Source organism: Barnesiella sp. An22 (genome assembly GCF_963931395.1).
Lineage (GTDB): Bacteria > Bacteroidota > Bacteroidia > Bacteroidales > Barnesiellaceae > Barnesiella > Barnesiella merdigallinarum.
In genome coordinates this window covers 1,390,469-1,408,197 of sequence record NZ_OZ007014.1, presented here as the reverse complement: position 1 = coordinate 1,408,197, position 17,729 = coordinate 1,390,469, and the positions used below count along the sequence as shown (strand labels likewise).

Annotated in this window: 16 protein-coding genes and 1 pseudogene; 5 read left to right on the top strand and 12 right to left on the bottom strand. The window is 49.5% G+C overall.

From position 1 onward, the window contains the following. Position 1: 1 nt before the first annotated feature. The 11 genes from ABGT88_RS05650 to ABGT88_RS05600 all read right to left on the bottom strand — a co-directional run bounded on the left by ABGT88_RS05650 (position 2) and on the right by ABGT88_RS05600 (position 11,279). A complete protein-coding gene (locus ABGT88_RS05650) occupies positions 2–1,630 on the bottom strand; it encodes a hypothetical protein (protein ID WP_346700912.1) in 1,629 nt (542 codons plus the stop codon). After that, positions 1,614–2,219 carry a hypothetical protein gene (locus tag ABGT88_RS05645; RefSeq protein ID WP_346700910.1) on the bottom strand — a complete coding sequence of 202 codons (606 nt, stop codon included), beginning with the start codon at positions 2,217–2,219 and terminating at the stop codon, positions 1,614–1,616. Before ABGT88_RS05645 ends, ABGT88_RS05650 begins: the two co-directional genes overlap by 17 nt. 109 nt (positions 2,220–2,328) lie before the next feature. Then, entirely contained in the window at positions 2,329–3,099 is a 771-nt protein-coding gene (locus ABGT88_RS05640; protein ID WP_346700908.1) for a hypothetical protein, read from the bottom strand. A 123-nt stretch (positions 3,100–3,222) separates the two neighbouring features. Next, positions 3,223–3,804 carry a hypothetical protein gene (locus ABGT88_RS05635; protein WP_346700906.1) on the bottom strand — a complete coding sequence of 194 codons (582 nt, stop codon included), beginning with the start codon at positions 3,802–3,804 and terminating at the stop codon, positions 3,223–3,225. Positions 3,805–3,829: 25 nt separating this feature from the next. After that, on the bottom strand, positions 3,830–4,798 hold the full coding sequence (locus ABGT88_RS05630; RefSeq protein ID WP_346700904.1) for a hypothetical protein: 969 nt from the start codon (positions 4,796–4,798) through the stop codon (positions 3,830–3,832). A 1-nt stretch (position 4,799) separates the two neighbouring features. Beyond that, positions 4,800–5,816: an ATP-dependent Clp protease proteolytic subunit gene (locus tag ABGT88_RS05625; protein WP_346700902.1), complete on the bottom strand. Its 1,017-nt coding sequence runs from the start codon at positions 5,814–5,816 to the stop codon at positions 4,800–4,802. Positions 5,817–5,867: 51 nt separating this feature from the next. Then, positions 5,868–6,287: a hypothetical protein gene (locus tag ABGT88_RS05620; protein ID WP_281694245.1), complete on the bottom strand. Its 420-nt coding sequence runs from the start codon at positions 6,285–6,287 to the stop codon at positions 5,868–5,870. Between the two features lie 13 nt (positions 6,288–6,300). Beyond that, the gene (locus tag ABGT88_RS05615) at positions 6,301–6,813 is read right to left on the bottom strand and encodes a hypothetical protein (RefSeq protein ID WP_346700899.1); all 513 of its coding nucleotides are present in this window, start codon (positions 6,811–6,813) and stop codon (positions 6,301–6,303) included. A gap of 540 nt (positions 6,814–7,353) precedes the next feature. After that, complete coding sequence (locus tag ABGT88_RS05610; protein ID WP_346700897.1) at positions 7,354–7,707, bottom strand: hypothetical protein; 354 nt, start codon at positions 7,705–7,707, stop codon at positions 7,354–7,356. 9 nt (positions 7,708–7,716) lie between these two features. Continuing rightward, positions 7,717–10,722 carry a hypothetical protein gene (locus ABGT88_RS05605; protein ID WP_346700895.1) on the bottom strand — a complete coding sequence of 1,002 codons (3,006 nt, stop codon included), beginning with the start codon at positions 10,720–10,722 and terminating at the stop codon, positions 7,717–7,719. Then, positions 10,719–11,279: a helix-turn-helix transcriptional regulator gene (locus tag ABGT88_RS05600; protein ID WP_346700893.1), complete on the bottom strand. Its 561-nt coding sequence runs from the start codon at positions 11,277–11,279 to the stop codon at positions 10,719–10,721. The genes ABGT88_RS05605 and ABGT88_RS05600 overlap by 4 nt, the downstream gene beginning before the upstream one ends. A gap of 358 nt (positions 11,280–11,637) precedes the next feature. Between ABGT88_RS05600 and ABGT88_RS05595 the strand changes: the two genes are divergently transcribed. Then, positions 11,638–12,009, top strand: a complete 372-nt coding sequence (locus ABGT88_RS05595) for a helix-turn-helix transcriptional regulator (protein ID WP_346700890.1) — start codon at positions 11,638–11,640, stop codon at positions 12,007–12,009. A gap of 457 nt (positions 12,010–12,466) precedes the next feature. Here ABGT88_RS05595 and ABGT88_RS05590 read toward each other — a convergent pair whose 3' ends face one another. Further along, on the bottom strand, positions 12,467–12,703 hold the full coding sequence (locus tag ABGT88_RS05590; protein WP_346700888.1) for a hypothetical protein: 237 nt from the start codon (positions 12,701–12,703) through the stop codon (positions 12,467–12,469). A gap of 310 nt (positions 12,704–13,013) precedes the next feature. Between ABGT88_RS05590 and ABGT88_RS05585 the strand changes: the two genes are divergently transcribed. The 4 genes and pseudogenes from ABGT88_RS05585 (at position 13,014) to ABGT88_RS05570 (ending at position 17,710) form a co-directional block, all read left to right on the top strand. Further along, entirely contained in the window at positions 13,014–13,445 is a 432-nt protein-coding gene (locus ABGT88_RS05585) for a MarR family winged helix-turn-helix transcriptional regulator (RefSeq protein ID WP_258327014.1), read from the top strand. Positions 13,446–13,721: 276 nt separating this feature from the next. Next, positions 13,722–15,050 (top strand): TolC family protein, encoded by a 1,329-nt coding sequence (locus tag ABGT88_RS05580; RefSeq protein ID WP_346700886.1) that lies wholly within the window; start codon positions 13,722–13,724, stop codon positions 15,048–15,050. A gap of 7 nt (positions 15,051–15,057) precedes the next feature. Beyond that, positions 15,058–16,092, top strand: a pseudogene (locus ABGT88_RS05575) (HlyD family secretion protein). A 4-nt stretch (positions 16,093–16,096) separates the two neighbouring features. Then, positions 16,097–17,710 carry an MFS transporter gene (locus ABGT88_RS05570; RefSeq protein WP_346700884.1) on the top strand — a complete coding sequence of 538 codons (1,614 nt, stop codon included), beginning with the start codon at positions 16,097–16,099 and terminating at the stop codon, positions 17,708–17,710. Positions 17,711–17,729: the final 19 nt, after the last annotated feature.

The following is a 17,729-nucleotide window of genomic DNA, read 5'->3' as shown; positions in this document are numbered from 1 at the left end:
TTTATGTTATTCCGTTCGTAGAATAGCGATACAAGGCATTCTGCGGAAACTTTTCGCACCCAATGTACAAGGTATCGAAAGCATCGGTACCGTCGGTGCGGTGCTCGAGCAGGGATTCCTCAGACTCTTCGAGCTTTTCCCCACCCTTATCTTTCCGGAACCCGTTCCGCCCGCGCGATACGCCGGCAGATTGTATCGCAAGAATGAGGTCATCGTTATTCTGGCGGTTGAAGAAAGGCATTAACCGCTGCTTGCCTGCGAACCCTTGATTTATGAGCAGGTATTTCTCATCGTGTCGCATGGGATTACCCAGGTAAAAATCGATGACCTCCCAACCATGTCGCTGGAACTCGTGGCACACCACCCAGTGAAAATCCTGCTCATTGATGGCGTAATTGGATCCGAGAGCAGTGCTGTCGTAGTAGTAGACCACGGTCTTGTTTTCGTGATTTTTGTAATAATAGCAAAAGTCTTCGATAAGTGCGGGAATCTTACGCTCATATTTAACAAAAAATGACTTTAGGACGTTCAATCGACGCCCCGAAGGCTGCCCGGCCACTATCCAGTTGATGTTGGCGTTGTAGTCCATGCCTATACAGATAGGCTCCAGCGGGTTCACGTCTTTGTCGGCCCGGCTATCGAGCAGCGTGGGGTCGAAATCGTAGCCCAGCGAGTCGAGATATTCGAAATCGCTGTCGTTGTATTTGTGGGCCTCCTTCATCGATGAATAGAACCCGTCCTTAGCGATGCCGATACGCTGGCAGAGAATAGATGTCTGAAAGGTCTTGGGCGTGAGGTCGCGCTTCATCTGCTTGATGTAGTTCTCGCCCAGCAGTTGCAGGTTTTCGATGGAGGAATACTCTCGGTAATAGACAGCCACCGAGCGCATTTTGTTGAGATTAGTGTCGAGACGTCGGATATAGCCTTGTAAATACTTGGGCACCGGCTTTCCGGCCTTCTTAAGCTCACGAATGCGGTTCTTGATCTTCCATATCTCGAAGACGGTCGCCTTGATGGTATCTATCAATTCGACGTCCATCTTCTCCTTGTAATGCAGGAACCACGACCCTTTTTGAGTCTGTGGCATGTCGCTCAAAATCATCAGTGAGTGGTTACAGGAGTGAGCCCCGAAATAGGATTTGATTCCGCCATTGGCTGGGAGTGTCTCTTCCTTGAGCTTTTTGTAGTCGATGAACTTGGCTTCATCGACGAGTACCCAGGAGAGGGTGAGCGAGTTGGACGAACCTGGCCTGTCCTGCGATATGATGATGGCTACCGAGCCGTTGTAGAAGGAGATGACGTGCTCATAATCGGCCGGTTCGGTGATAGGCTTGGCGAAAGTCTTCGGCGGTCGACGGCCCACGACGTAGTGCACGCCGTTGATGAAGCCCCAGCGCTTCCAGGCAGCGAATAGCCCCGGGAGAGTGTTCGTGAGGCCGTGTTTGAACGTAGGTACCACGATGCCGCCAGTAGAGCCTGGCATGCGCTGCATGTTGCGCAACACAAACGGTGAGGCAATGCTATCGGTCTTGCCTGTACGACGCCCGGCAACAATTACCGTAGTATTGGCTCCGATGAGCTGGGTGAGCCGCTGCGGGGTATTGAAATAGACCTTATTTCCCGTTTCCATCGCCAAACAGTTCTTCTTCCTCGAGGTCAGCTTCCTCGAACTCTATATCTTCGATGTCGATAGTCTCTTTCCGATACTTGTCGAGCATCTCCTTGATTTTCTCATTGATATTGGGGATAGGCTTGATACCGAGTACCGATGGGTCGTCGGTGGCGGTGAATGGCTGCACCACAATCTGGTCATAAGGCATAGCCCGCTCGTCTTCGATGTCTACCTTGTTGTACTTGGCGTAACTGGAAGCCGCCCTCTCCATAGTTTTGGTGTCCTTGAGACTCTTGGCCATTTGGTAGGTTTCGAGCAGCATCTCGTTAGCACGCCACCTGTGGTAATCACGCGATGCCTCAGTTATGCGGGGAATCATCGCCTTGATGATGCCAAGGTCGGAGTATGCCGACGCCTGTGAAACCTTGTAGCGCTCCATAAGGGTATCGACGAACTGCCGGTCTTTGGCGTCGGGATTGGCCACTACCCATGCGTACATATCGCGCAGTCGAAGCAGACGATTCACAGTAATATCGTCGTACTTCTCCTTGAGCTCGGCCTCGGCAGTAAAGAGGTCGCGCTGGCATATTTCTAAAGTGTTGGGCATGGGCATGGGTTTCCCTCATTCATCAGTTTATTTTTTTTATGCCCGTACACCGGAGGCCCTACCATGTCAACGGTCGCCGCCGGTGTACGGAGCTTATAGCTGGCTCCCCCTATTCGAGGACGCCCAATTGTTTCAATTCGGTGGTCAACTTGGCCGGAGGCTCCTTGATGAGCTCATAGTACTCGAGAATTTTGGTCTTTAATTCTGGACTTGGGTTCTTTTTGTAGCGCCCCTTCGCCAGGTTGGTCAGCATAAGATTGCGCTTTCGATCCTGGACATCTTCGTTGCTGGCAGCATCGGACGGAGCGCCCGAATCGGAGGGTTGCTGTACCACGGTTTTAGCGGTAGCCTCAGGCGAATAGTGGTCGTATCGCTCCCAGTTGTCGTGCAGTTTCTTGTCGAGCGCAATCAACTCCTGCAGGAAGGGATATCGCTCGCTATCGGGGCACGGTGACTCCTCGGTCGAGAGCAGCCGGAGCCTTGTATGCACATCGCGCATACGCTGTGTGATGCCCAGATTCTCGACATATAGCGATTGAATATCCTCGGGGAGCGAATCGTGGTCGGCTCGTTTCCCCTTCTTGAACTCGGCCACCTGGTTCGAATCCTTGAGCGAAAGGTGTTTCTCGACAATCTTCTCTACCTTTGCCTCCATCTGTTTCACCTGCTCATGGGTGAAGGCCTGCACCCTGAAGTTGAAGTATTTCTGGATCTGGCGAATAATGTATTCGGCATGTTTGGCCGGATTTACAGAGAGATTGCGATACTGAATTTTGTTACCACACAAGCGGAGAAGATAGAGGTTTCCCTTTTCATAGTCTCGTTGCTCATGGGGAGTAGCGAGCCATTCTTGTAAGGATTCAGTTAGTTTTTGGTCCATAATTCAAATATTTCTATATCAAATTATTCCGTCAGAAAAAAAAATCGAGAGTATCGAAGTTATTCTCCGGCACATCGTTCAGGAGTCCGTCCTAATCCTTCCATACTCTCGACCACTTTTTAATTACTCACCAGGAACTTCCGATCCATCGGCCATGAAATCACCATCTTCTGTTTCAATTTTACCTTTGTAGAAGGGAGCCGGAGTCTCATCGGTAGCCTCGACCGAAATGGTAGTAGAGGCTGTTCCGGTAGGCCCCTGACCGAGGTCTTGAGCGACGGTAGACTTCGTCTGCCAGCGTTCACAGCCAACCACTCTCCAGCGGTCGGACATGTCCTGCACGAGATAGACGTTGTCGTTATTGTTGATGTAGGACGCAGCTGCCGAAGCCTCGGCTCCTACACCCGGGTGCACAATCGTCAACTTGTTGAGCTGCGTCTGGCTGGGCACTTCGCCCTGTGCCTCGCTCGTGAGCTGTGCCTTCTCGGGAAGATGGTCGATGTACTTCCATTTCGAGTCTGCGTTGAGTTCAAAATTTCCGGTCAGTTCTGCCGAAGTGGCTCTCCCATTCTCGTCGCGAGCCAAAGTAGGCCATTCTACTATTTCAGACTTTGAAATGTAGTACAACCGGCGGCGTACACCGGGAAGCACGGGGGTGCCTTGGCACCACCCGAGCGATTTCTGGATATTAAGACATTCTGGCATAATAAGTGATTTTATCAGTTATAGATTATTCCTCCGTGGACACGTCGACCATGAGCAGCATGCGCGGGTCAATCGAGTAGAATTGAACCCCGAAGAACATGGCAGCCGACAGGGTAAGGAACCAGGGCTTGAATCGGTCTACCTGGATATTCTCGACATCACTCATGTTGTCGTAACCGTACAGCATGTTAGATTGGGGAGCCAGGAAGAATTTGTTGGATCCGGCAAGGCATGGAAGCGGGGCCAACGTGGTGCGGTTGCTCGAGCCCTCGACATAGGCTTGCTCGAATTGCTTGTTGTACACGATACCGCCATGAGAGAGCATATAGGCATCGTTGTAAGCATCGGCAAATTCGGGCGAGCAGTAGAGGAACTTCTTGGCAGCCCGGAGAGCCGGGTGAGCTTTCCGCTCGATAGTCTTGGCCACATCGAGCGCATCGGCCTCGCTGAACCCGGTCGTAATCTTCAGCAAGTTTCCCTTGGCCGCGGAGATGTTTCCAGCGGTCACTTCCGCATCTGCTATTGTGGTAAAACCGTTGAAGAGGTCGGCGGTAGTATCGCCCTCCTCGTTACGCCTTGCTGTGAATAATGCGTTGTGCAGAGCTTCGCCCAGGCTCTTGGCCACGGTGGCGAGCACGAGTTTGGCTGAAGGGGCTACCTTCTGCCCATCGCCCAGGAACGAGGCGCCCTCGCCGAGCAGGGTGGTGATGACCGAGTTGGGCTCGAAGTCCTCGCAAGCATTTCCGAAAAAAGTTTCGAGCTCACGGTATTTCACATCGGTAGTCGTCGAAGAACTTTTTGAGGCTTTGTAGGGGCCAAACTGGGCGTTTGATGCAGCGGTGCCAACATGGAGTTTCCCACGCACGCCGGGAATGCCGGTCATAAAGCGGAGAGAATCTTTGGCGGCCATCATGGGTATGAGAAGGAGCTCTTTCCGCCACTTCTCGGCGGCTTTTTTGTATTCCTCGTCAGAGAAAGAGATAGTATGTGCCATCTTAAACAGGGATTTGGTTAAACAATTCTTGTGCTCTGTTAACGGTATCGACATACGAGTCGAATGGAGATTGCTCCCCCTCGGCCGATAGATCATCGACAACATGCTTCGTGTCGTCAGCAGGTTTCTGGCGAAGGTTATCGAGCTCGGTATCCTTGCGGGCGATGGTCTCTTTAAGTTCATTGAGCCGGGAGTTCATCTCCTGGAAGCTGGAATCCAGTTTTTCCATTTGCTCGACGGAAAGGGTAAATTTTCCGCCGGTCTCCTCGATTGCCTCAATCCCGAGGCACCCGAGAATAGATTGGTAATTTTTGTTCATCGTTGCGGTTTGTTGTTGATATTGAGTGGTTCCACGGAAGAATGAGGAGAGCATCGAGAAGATTTTCTCCATGAGTGAGTCGTTTCGCTCCTGTACCGAGAAAGGTAAAGGAATACCGGCTTCGGAAAGATCCTCTATCACCTGGGCGGTGACTTTGGGTGTGACATCGCCAGGTAGATCACAGATCTCATCAACGAATCCCCAATCGAGAGCCTCTTGCGCCGTAAGCCACCCTCCGACCTTCATCAAGTCGAGAAGTGCTTGTTTATCCTTCTTGCATTTGTTCGCATACATCGTCGCGATGTTGAGATCGATTTTCTCGAGGTCCTTCTTCTGTTTGTCATACTCCTCGATTAACTGGCGAAGCTGGTCGGCGTTCATGCTGGCCCACTTGGATATCACCGTGCTGCATTTGTGAACGAGATACATTCCCGAGGTTGCAATGCTAACATGTTTAGCACCCAACGATGCTACCGTCGCAGCACTGGCATTCATGCCAACATAGTGAACAGAAACATTCCCGTGCCGGCGAAATGCCTCACAGATAGAAAGAGCAGAAGCGACACTTCCTCCCAGCGAGTCGATGAGCACATTTACCTCTTTCGATTCGCTTTTCTCAAGGATATACTCTACATAATTAGAGTCGAAGTCGTATCCGCCAACATATCCTTTGAGCTTAAGGTCAAATTTTTTTGCCATAGAATTACCTTTTTAGCCAAAGGTAACATCTGGACAACAAGCAATAAAAGACTATAAATTCAACGGAATGAGCGATTTTATAGAAACCCAAGAGATTTCAATCTGAAAACCGGCCGAGTCTCCCGAAGGCGGACCGATAATCTCTTTTACATTGACAACTGGGAAAGGAGACTCTCGGGCCCCAATCAAATAAGATTTACCCGATGCACATGATATGATAAAGGCAACATTTTGTTCATCAAACGGGAAATACTCATCTGTAAGGAATTCCAACGTCGTTTTCTCACTTGTTGAATTGTTATCGTTCTCTATGTTATACTCACATTTAGGGGAGCCGACAAAAGATATTTCTGTTGTGTCCGCTAACACAGAAACAGGCAAATTCGCTTTGCTTTTCAAAGAGACATTCGGCGGGAGCATACTACAACTGACAACCTGTAAACGGCAAATGCCCGGTAAAATTTGTTTCATTGCTAAATATTTGTTATTGTGCGATTTGTGCTTTTCTGTTAAATTCTTCCTTTGAGGTCGTAGCGTTTCTTTGCTGTTTTTTTTGATACGTCTTTCTCATACGAAAATACATCTGTCGAATAGTTTCCCAGCTCTTCGGATCGTCGGAGATTTCGTGTTTCTCCATAAAGGTCCAAATGAGGTCAGAAAGATTGTGGGACAGACTGTCGAAAGTGTGCAGCTCATTCCAAAGCTCAATTCGGAATCGAATATAAATCGTCCGCTCAAGGGTCTTCTTCGCTCGGGGTGGTAGAAAATTGTAATATCGAGGATCCTTCGTTTTGAAATAGGGAATCTCAATCGCCAAAGAATCGGGAGATTTCAACGGAACCGGGATATCGGCCGGCTGCGTCGTCAGAGAATATTCCAAAATATCGTTTTCGGCACTCCCCCTCGGAAAGCGTATCTGGCCATTTTGGCCAAACTGATGAAGCAACCATTCGGCAAGATATTTCTCCAAATGGATATAAACATAGTATTGAGACATGGCGTAAGAATTTAATACACAAATATATAAATAATAAAACGAATTGTGAATATACAAACAACAAAATGAACAAAAAGGATTAAAATATTTCTATATGTGTATTCTATGAAAAAACACAAAAAAATAGTGCAGGAGTACGCGGAACAAGTAAATACCTGAGAAATAGATGCGTACGACCGTACTTTTTCCGCACCAAAATTTTTGTCGTACTTCTGCACAGTGCGCACTGTTTTGCACTGGAAGAGATTGAGAAAAGTACGGAATCAATACCCTGATTATCAAAAGGTAAATTTACCACCGTACGAAAGTACAATTTTTCTACTACTATTAAGATTCAAAATAATTAAAAAGAAAAGAATATATATACACATACTTATGTATATCTGATTTTCAGCGTTTTTCGTGTTTTTTGTACGGTTGCACTTTCCATACATTTTCCCGACAAGGGGGTGCGGGGGATAAAGCCTGGCATTAAGAGACCAATAAGGGCCAGTACAATAATGCACTGGCCCTCCTGAATATCTTCTCCAGACCCTCTCCTCAAAAAAGTGCTGGTTGAATAGTTGAACGAATCAGCTCTTCAACCGCTTCAACAGTCGAAGGCAAGAACCTTGCATGATTCTGCTTAATATATCCCAGGAAATAGAGTTTCGCCTCTCGTTCCTTCATAAAATAGCCATATTCCAACGATGGAAGACGAGAAGCTCGCCGCCCATCAGCAAAGAAGATATCGTATCCGATTGCGAACTTATCGGGCGCGACCTGCCCGATAAGAAGTACGACACGTTCTCGACGATTGTCAACAACAACATCTTTCTTGTAATTCCGAAGTTCGCCTGAGTTTTCAAAAACCCGAATCCGGTAGTTTTCATAGGGATTAAAATTCACACTCATATTCTAAATTTAAAATGGTTGTTTCTTTGCAAAATCAAGACTGAATACTCCGAAATATTCTACGCCACCCGATTTGTCCGCTTCTCCCACGAATGTCTCTCCGGGGTGCTCGTCAATCCAGTTTCGGAACGATATGCCGGACTTGTTCGGTCTCGATACATTGAAGTGGTACCCTTTGAAATCACAGTAGAGCACAACCTTCGTCCGGAAATTGGAGGGTGTAACCCCGAATTTGCTATCGGGGAAAGAGCTGTGATAGGCATCGTACATGGTCTTTCTCGGTATGCGTTCATTCAGATTGTTTGCCGATTCGTCGAAATAGGTCTCTGCCCACTGAACAAAAGCCTCGCCCATTTGCTGCTTGAGAGTTCTCATCTTGATGTCTCGCATCGGCGGCGGCACCGCACCCTGACCGGTTCGGTACCAACTTTCGGCCATAGATTTGAAGTAGAACATACAACACTCGGCCATGAAATTATCGAAAAGGTTCCACTGATCCTCGTCCCAATCGGCAAAGAACTGGTGTCCAAAATCATCGATAGGCCGATGGTTGTCGTTGTACCAGTCTGAGAATGCCATATAGGTGATGCGCTCGAGCGCTGAGCGGTTGTTGGCATTGATGGCGTGGTTGGTAGTGATGTAGAATTTGGGTGACTTCTCATTGGGAATGATGAACCGCGCCTTGGTCTTCGGATTGACAGCCAGGTCGCCGGTTACAGCGAAGAAAAAGCGCTCGAAATCGAAATTTACCTTGACGTCATCGATGAAGATGTTGCGAGTTCTCGGCGTTACATTCGAGTAGATATAGTCGTCGTTTTTGGTATTTCGCCCGTCAATAGCTGTCTGATCGAGTATTTTTGCGAGTGCTGCCCCAACTAGCGACTTACCGGTTCGTCCATTTGACTGGGCAACCTCTCCCATCTGGCCGTCCATCGCGATAACCGCCTTCAACTCGGTTTGATATTTGTAGTCGCACATGAGAAACCCGATAGATGTAATCTTGTTGACGACATGCTGCTGAAATTCCCGCTCCTCCTGGTCAGTAGGTGTGTGCCCTGGTATGTTCCAAAAATTGGAAGTATTGCAGATGAACTGGAAAAATTCACAGGCTTTCCCCTCTTCTGTCGGAAAAACAGAAAAGCCGGCGGCCGGGTCATATTCGATTTTATCAATAACGGGAACCCGCTTGAACTTTCGGCGTATGACTTTGTCGCTCCACACCTGCCCCAGCAAGTCACCGAACTCAATCCCGCGCGATGTTATCTGAATTTGGCCGTTTCGGTAGTACATACGTTGGATGTGCGGCTCGAAATTGTCGAAATTGTCGTCTATTTTCGTGATGCGCTCGAGCTTGTCCGGCCCCAGGAGAGAACCGAGGCGGGAGGCCAGCATCGTAATTACATCGCGATCCTTACAAGTTTGTAGCGCGTAATAGTACACGAAATCGCGAATTTCGGTTGGCCCAGAAAGATGGACGACGCCGTCGTCAATGCGAACGAACTTATATTGATCGACCTCCAAGTCGGAAGTGTGAATGCGATAGAAGCCATTGGCTGAAATGAATTGCAGGGCCTCGATATAGTCGAAGTCGACAGTTTTCTTCCCCTTATCATTCGCCCCGATGACCCAGAAGTCTCTCTCACTCGAATAGCGCGACGCCTGGACAAGTTTGCCGTCCTCAATTCGGTAGTTTATCTTGGCAAAACGAAAATTAGGAATTTGCAAGAGCTCCTCCTTGTGACGCTCGAAGAATCCATCTCTATCGTTCAACAGCCAAAAATCCTTGATTTGAAAATCGGTCTTCGATGTGATTTTGTATATGTCAAGGAATTGCCCTTTTCCGTCATGGGTGTGCATAACGGTGTCTATCTCCTTTCGCAGCACCTCCTCTCTCCCTTTGAGGGTGTTGCAAAGTAAATCGTCGATACCTTTGTCGTGCGAGGGTGTGTCGTTGATGTGGCCGAAGAAGATGTCAACCGACACACCGATATTGTGCATTGTCTGAACGTACTGCTTGAATTTGATAACGGCCTTGGCGAACTGATTCGGCCGCTGATCGACGTGGTCCCCTATCTGAATCTCGCGGTGGAGGTAGTCCCAGTCGCTATCCATCAACAGAATAACATTCTTTATCGTGCATTTTTGAACCAGGTACTGAAGATCCTGGATTAACCCAGTCTCGGCATTCCCGATATTGTAAATTCCTTGAATACCGATAGAAGCAATGCCGTGCTTACAAGCTTTCTCTGCCTTCTTCTCCCCCTCCTGAACGATGAGAGTCTCGATGTGAGTTTCGGAAAGGAATCGCTCCCTGATATATTGAGGAATATAGAACTTTGTCGGGGCCCCCTTGGGTGTCTGGTATTTGATCTCCCGGCCATCTTTATCAAGATGTAACGATGGATTCGACCATCGGATCCTGACGTATGGTTTGAGACTGCCGGCGGCGCCTCGCGTGGCATATTGAACAGGGTTCCCCCAAAGGTCGTAGTAGTAAATGAGCATTTCATCATCGTTCTTGTTGATGTTGAAATACTTATCCATACCGCCTCGCTGGAATGCCGGCAGATAGATTTCCCCACTTTTATCGTCGAGGCGAACTTTTGCCGTGACATCTTTCACCGTAAGGCCACTGGCTTCCAGTTGAGAGAGACAAAACGACTGCTTTACTTTCTCTCGGCTTCGGTCGATAGCCCTCTGCCGCTTCTCCGATTCTGTTTCGAGAAGAATATTATAGCGCGATGCTACAATTTGAAGGGCTTCTATGAACTCAACCTTATCATAATATTGAACGGCATCGATAGCTCCATTTATGGTGAACCCGCAAGAGAAGCATTTCGCAATATCCATATTGGTTTTATGCGTGACACAAAGCCCCTTGTTCCGTCCCGACTTATGGCACTCGGGGCACTCGCAATATTGAGTTGCTCCGCGCCCAGAGAGTCCTGGTATAAAGTCGCGAATATCTGCCGCCGATTTCACCCTATCAATATCGAATTTGTTGTATTTTTTCATTTGAATAGATTATTTGAGTCTGCGAACCTTACGAATTCGGCTTTATTGTGAATGTTCAGCCGCTGGAAGGCATTTCGGATATGGTTGTTTATCGTGTGTATAGACAAAAACAGAGCATCGGCAATTTCTTCTTTCGACTCTCCACGATACCATCTTTCCAGGATTCTCTTCTCGGCTTTCGAGATATGGCTCTCAAATTCAGGGTGACATACAATATTTTCAAATTTGCATTCTCCCCGGAGAGGACAAAGAACGTGCTCAAAATGGAAGGTAGAGGCTTCGATGTCTATGATATTGTCTATGTTGCCAAAGTTGCAGCGACAGAATCTCGAGACAATCCGATATCGGAAAAGTGGAAGATTAGCCTTGCTCTTGGCATATTCAGAGGCCAAAGCGATATATGCTTTTGGATAGAACTTTTCAATCAGATTCGCAATTAAGGTCACAATGTCGTAGTCTTGTACCTTTAATCGGCACGGTGATTTGCCCCCACTTCTATACCATAGTTCATCGTTAAAGATGAAAAATTCAATGGAGACAGTAAATAGTTCGTCCATGTCATTTTTCACAGATTAGAGGCCTCGAGAATATCTGTTGCCCAAAAATTTCTTCAATTTTGTTCTTGTGTAATTCAGGTATTCGGCAGAGGCCGTATTTCCAGTTGTACACCGTACGGCGAGAGACTAAACAGCCTGTAACTATTTTGTCGATGGCGACCGTACATTCATTCGACGAAAAGGTGGAAAGGAACTCGGATAAAGCGATAGAATCTTTTGTTTGTTTTCCCATAAATTTCTACATTTATAAAATTGTTGTTATATTTATAAACCAAAATATACAAATAGATTGATTTAATACACTATTTGTTTGATTATAAAACTAACTATTTATATATAATTAACAATCTGTTGTATTATGAAAAATATAGGACCTGAATTGAATCGAATTATGACCGAGCGTAGAATCGTTCGGAAAGATATTGCCAAAGAGGTAGGAATCACCCCGACCTATCTATCGTCCATTGTGCGGAAAAACTCAATCGATTGCGAGCTCCTGGATAAGATCTGCAAGGCGATAGGTATCTCTGCCTCCTATTTTTTCGATGATGTTCCCGGAAACCATGTGAGTGACATAAGCGCGACAACATTCTTCGGAAACGCAAACGTACACATCACCCAGGGGGAAGTAGAGATGTTAAAAGAGCTCTTGGCTGAAAAGGAAAGAACTATTAAAATTCTGATGGCCGAAAGAAACTTAGATCGAGCCGAGAACGAGCCAAAAATCTGACAAAAGGGCTCTATCAACAGCCCCACAGTGGCTATTTGAGTGAAAAGATGAATAAAAAAAGATTCGCTACAAAGCAAGAAATGAAACTCAGAAGTCTGACATTCAGATTTCTGAGTTTTTTCTTTTTATCCTCCCGGGACAGAAACGGGACAAAATGGATTGGATCAACGTAAAAACCTGAGGGGTAAAAACTGATAAATTTATATCTCTGTTAGAAACAAATCAGCCACAGACGGTTATCGTAGATCAGCGTAAAAGCGAGGCAGTAGAAAAATGGTGGAGACTTGTTTTCCAAATCAACATGAATCCCGACCTTTTTCGTATGGAAACAAATCAATTGGATGTTCTTGCGGAGCCGTAGAAAAACGGTGGAGGATTCACAAAATCCCCCTACATCCGACCGACGAAATCGAAAAGACAAGTTTCAAAGGAGCGAGCAATATATCTGCTTCTTCCATTACAGGGCAGGCATGGTAGCATTGTCGGGGCTGGAGGTGCGGCGCGACTTCTTCTTTTCTGGCGCAAATATCTTTTTGAAAAAACGATAAATTCGGCTAATGATACCGGCTATCCCCCCAACAAGAAACGCTACGGCGGAGAGCCCGAACACGACAAAAGCGACAATCGAACAGCCTGCAATAGCCAAGACCACCGCAAACATAACCATATAACCAAAGAATTCGAACAGAAACATATCGTCGTCTCCTATTGTCTTTACTGATGGGACCAAGCGATGACAGAAGGTTAAACGGGCTTGAACTCTCTGCCACCCTCCGTATTCTACAAATATACGGAAATCGAGCTGAAATACAAATAGAAAGAGGTCTGTTTCAGTATTATACTCCTTTTTCAGAAAAGAGAGGTAGCCCCGACGGTTCGACTGTCGTTCCGCCCTTCCATTCGTTGCGTACAAGAGCAATAACTATTTTAGTTTAAAATTAGTAGCTAATAGCAACTAATTAAAAATATAGTATTACCTTTGCGCTGAAAAAAACAGAGATGCCATGACGAATGAATTGCTGGGAACAACCGTAGGGAAGCTGCGGAACAAGCTGCACAGGCTTATGAAACAGCGGTATGCCGCCGAGGCTGAAGTGAAACTGACGGTCGAGGAGTTTATCCTGCTGAACATGATCGAGGCACAGACCGACCAGATTTTGCAGAATATCGCCATCGCTACGGGTAAAAACAAATCGGTAGTGATGCGCATGATCGACTCGCTGGAGGAGAAAGGGCTGGCCAAACGAACGGTCAACCCCGAGGATCGTCGCGAAAATCTGCTGAGCATTACCGACAAGGGGGCCGAGGTGGTGACGCAATATCAGGCTATCGAGAAACGGCTGTCGAACGACCTGCTCGAGGGTATTCCGGCCGACGAGGTGGCGACCTTTTTCCGCGTGGTCGACCTGATAACCCAACGGGCCAACCGCCTGTGATGCGGCAAAGGTTCTCCCACCTCCCGGGAACCCCCGCTCCATCTTGAGGTGTACCCCTTCCCTACCGGGACAGGCTATATAATACGGCCGACGGTATACCGAAGAGTGTCAAGCCTATCCGAGCGAAACAGACCGTTCGACCCGTCCCCGGACATCGGACAATTCAAACATGCTCCTACCCCCTCAAGCAAGGCAGGAGGAGCAGAATTTTTAAATGGATACTGTTTTAATCAAATAGTTGCTATTGTAGATTATTTATATTACAAATTATTGTATATGAAATACATCACTTTCATTTTCACAAGTTTCCTGCTCTCTGCCCCTTTTGCCCTACCCGGACAGACTACGGGACGCGTCATGAGCCTGGACGAACTCTTCGCCCTGGCCGACACGCAAAGCAAGAGCATCAAGATATTCGAATCGGCCGTGACCGGGGCCGAGAAGGATATATCGGTGGCCAAGAATGCTTACCTGCCCACGGTAGACTTTTCGGCTTCGGCCACCTACAACGGCAATGCGTGGGTATCGGATCGCGACTTTTCCAACGGGCAGACCTTCGCCTCGCCCCATTTCGGCAACAGTTTCTCGATCGAAGCCTCGCAGGTAATCTTTGCCGGCGGGTCCATTCATCACCAGGTCAAGGCTCTCGAGGCCCAACAGAAGATTGCCGAGTGGGACCTCGCCGCCCACCGGCAGGAGGTCTATTTCCTGCTCACCGGCTACTACCTCGACCTGTACAAATACCACAACCTGCTCACCGTGTACGACCGCAACATCGAACAGACGTTGCAGGTGATTCGCGACATGCGGGCACGCGAGGCGGCCGGGGTGGCGCTCGACAACGACATCACCCGCTACGAGGTGCAGTACCAGAATCTCCAGTACAAACGCACCGAGCTGGTGAGCTCGATCGAGATTTACAACGACAAGCTCGTGACCATGCTCGACTTGCCGAGCCAGACCGAAATCTACCCCGATACCACGCTGCTGCACGGCTCCATGCCCCAGACAGACGAAAACGACTTCCAGGAGCAGGCATTCCAGTGCGCTCCCCTGCTGAACAAGAACCGATTGACCATCGACTGGCTCACCCGTAAACGGAAAGTTGCCCAAGCGGGATACATGCCCCAAATCAGCCTCATCGCCGGCGACAACCTCAACGGCCCCATCACCTACGAAATTCCGGTACTCGACAACAACATCAACGTCTGGTATGTAGGCGTGGGGTTGAAGTTCAGCCTGGGCAACCTCTACAAGACACCCAAAGAGGTATCGCGGTTACGCGTATCGATCGGGCAGGCCCGATACCAGCTCTCCTCGGCCGAAGAACAGGTGACCCTGGGTGTACGCGAAGCCTACACCCGCTATCTCGACTCGTTCGAACTGCTGAAGACGCAGGAGAAAAGCCGGCAACTCGCCACCCAGAACTACGAGGTCATCGCCAACCGCTATGCCAACGACCTGGTACTGGTCACCGACCTGGTGGATGCCGACAACCTGAGGCTCTCGGCCGAGGTGCAATATGTAAACGCCCAAATCAACATCATCTACAACTATTACCGGCTCCTGTATGCCGCAGGTGCCATACACCCCATAAACAAATAAAAAGAGTATGAACAAGAGAACTAAAAAAATAGGTCGCAACATCGTCGTGATTGCCATCATTCTCGTCGGGCTGGGCTGGGTCTGCTCCCGGTTTATCCATCTCGGACGGGTCGAATACACCGACAATGCCCAGATACGGCGCAACATCATCCCCATCAATTCGAGAGTGCAGGGATATATCCAGAAAGTATGCTTCGACGATTTCCAATTCGTGCACAAGGGCGACACGCTCGTCGTCATCGAGAGTTCGGAATACAGGCTCAAGGTGGTGCAGGCCAAAGCCAACTATCAAAAGGCCCTCATGGAGAACAGTGCCATGGAGACCGTCATCTCGACCACGGCCAACAACCTCACCGTATCGGATGCCAACATCGAAGAGCTGCGCATCCGGCTGAACCAGGCCAAGACCGACTTTCACCGCTACGAGCAGCTCTATGCCCAGAAGGCGGTGACCCGGCAGCAGTACGACAACGCCAAGGCCGACTACGAGGCGACCCGGGCCAAATACGACATGCTGGTGCGCCAGAAGCGGAGCACCTCGCTGGTAAAAGACGAGCAAACCCAGCGGCTGGAACAGAACCAGACCAACATCGAGGTGGCCCAGGCGGCCCAGCATCTGGCCGAGCTGAACCTGTCGTACACGGTAATCGTGGCCCCCTGTAACGGCGTAACCTCGAAACGGGCAATCCAGGAGGGGCAACTGATACAGCCCGGGCAGACCCTGCTGTAGGTCGTCGACCACGACAGCGTGTGGGTCATCGCCAACTACAAGGATACCCAGACCCGCCACATCGACGAGGGCATGCCGGTCGACATCGAAGTCGACGCCGTGCCCGGCATCACCTACCAGGGACGGGTAGCCACCCTGTCGAGTGCCACGGGTGCCCAATATTCGATTATCCCCCAAGACAACTCGGCCGGCAACTTCGTAAAGGTAGAGCAGCGTATCCCCATCAAGATTGTCTTTACCGGAGAGAACCGCCGCGAAGATATGGACCGTTTGCGCTCCGGCATGAACGTGGAGTGCGAAGTAAACTATTGACGCCATGCCTGCACCCATACCATCGCCCGAAGAGGTAGCCTCGGCCCGCCGCATCCAGGTGTGGAAGGAGTTCATCCCCCTGCCGCTGCGCTTTCCACTCATCCTCTTCATCATCATCGTCTACATGTTTTCGGGAGGCGTATACATGTCGGCCGTCTCGGAGATGTCGGGCAGCCTGTCGTGGATTACCGAAGACATCATGATGGCCGGCTACGCCTCGATGACGGGACTGACCATGGCCTTTCCGCTGCTGTTCCGCATTCTGTTCCGCTTCCAGCCGCGCAGCCTGCTGCTCTTCTCGGCCGGGGTCTTCATCGTGAGCGACTACCTGTGCATGGTCTGCGACTTTCTGCCGCTGGTGGTGCTGCTCTCGTTTGTCAGCGGCTTCTTCAAGATTGTAGGCACCTTTGTCTGCTGGAGCAACGTACAGCTCAAGATTACCCCCAAACGCGACTTTGCCGTCTTCTTCCCCTTCCTCTTCACCTTTGTGCTGGGGAGCGTACAACTGGCCAACATCGTCACGGGGTACAGCCTCTACGCCTTCGACTGGCAGGCCATGCACCGCATCACGATAGGCGCCTTCATCGTGGTCTTTGCCCTGGTCTACTTCGGCATGCGGCGCAACTACCGGCAGAGCCCCTATATCCCGTTCAAGGGCATCGACTATCTGGGCGGCATCCTGTGGAGCCTGTGGCTGCTCTGCATCGTCTTCATCTGCGTATACGGCGACCACTACGACTGGCTCGACGGCGAACCCATACGGGTAGCCCTGCTTTTTGCCGTGGTGCTGCTGATACTGTGCATCCAGCGGGCCGCCACCATACGCCACCCCTACATCAGTCTGGGAGCCTTTTCGCAACGCAACATGCTGTTCATCTTTATTCTGTTCGGGTGCATGACCCTGATGTCGGCCACAGCCACCTCGACCCAGAATGTCTTCACCAACTCGATACTGGGGTTCGACGCCCGCCACAATGCCGACCTGAACTGGGGTGTACTCACGGGAATCGCAGTGGGTACCGGCATCTTCTACCTGGCATTGACCCGCTGGAAATGGCGGGTAAAGAGTATCGTGCTTGCCGGCTTCTTCTCGTTTCTGCTCTATCAGGTGATGCTCTATTTCCTCATCGACGCCTCGACCGAGAAGTACATGCTCTACCTGCCGCTGGTATTCAAAGGGGCCGGAGTGAGCCTGGTATACACCTCGCTCACCTATGCACTGACCGGAAGCGTGACCTTCGTGCACTACTTCGAGGCCATGTGTGTCATCGGCTTTATCCGCACCAGCTTCGGGGCTCCGCTCAACTCGGCCATTCTTGCTCGACTGCTCAAATACGCAAGTCTGGAAAACACGGCCACCCTGGGCGGCGAAATCGATGCCATGCACCCCATGGCCCACTCGTTCATGACGCTGTACAGCGAGTTTCAACGGCAGATACTCCTGGTGAGCCTGAAGGAGGTCTACGGCTATGCCGTCATCGTTGCCATCGTCATTCTACTGGCTATTCTGGCTTCGGACTATCGGTGGCTCATCCGCCCCCGACGCATGTGGCGGCTAACCCAAATCTGGAGGGTCGTTCACCGTCAATCGAAACAGCTCGAGACCACTGGCGAATAAACCGGAAAAACCACTCTTC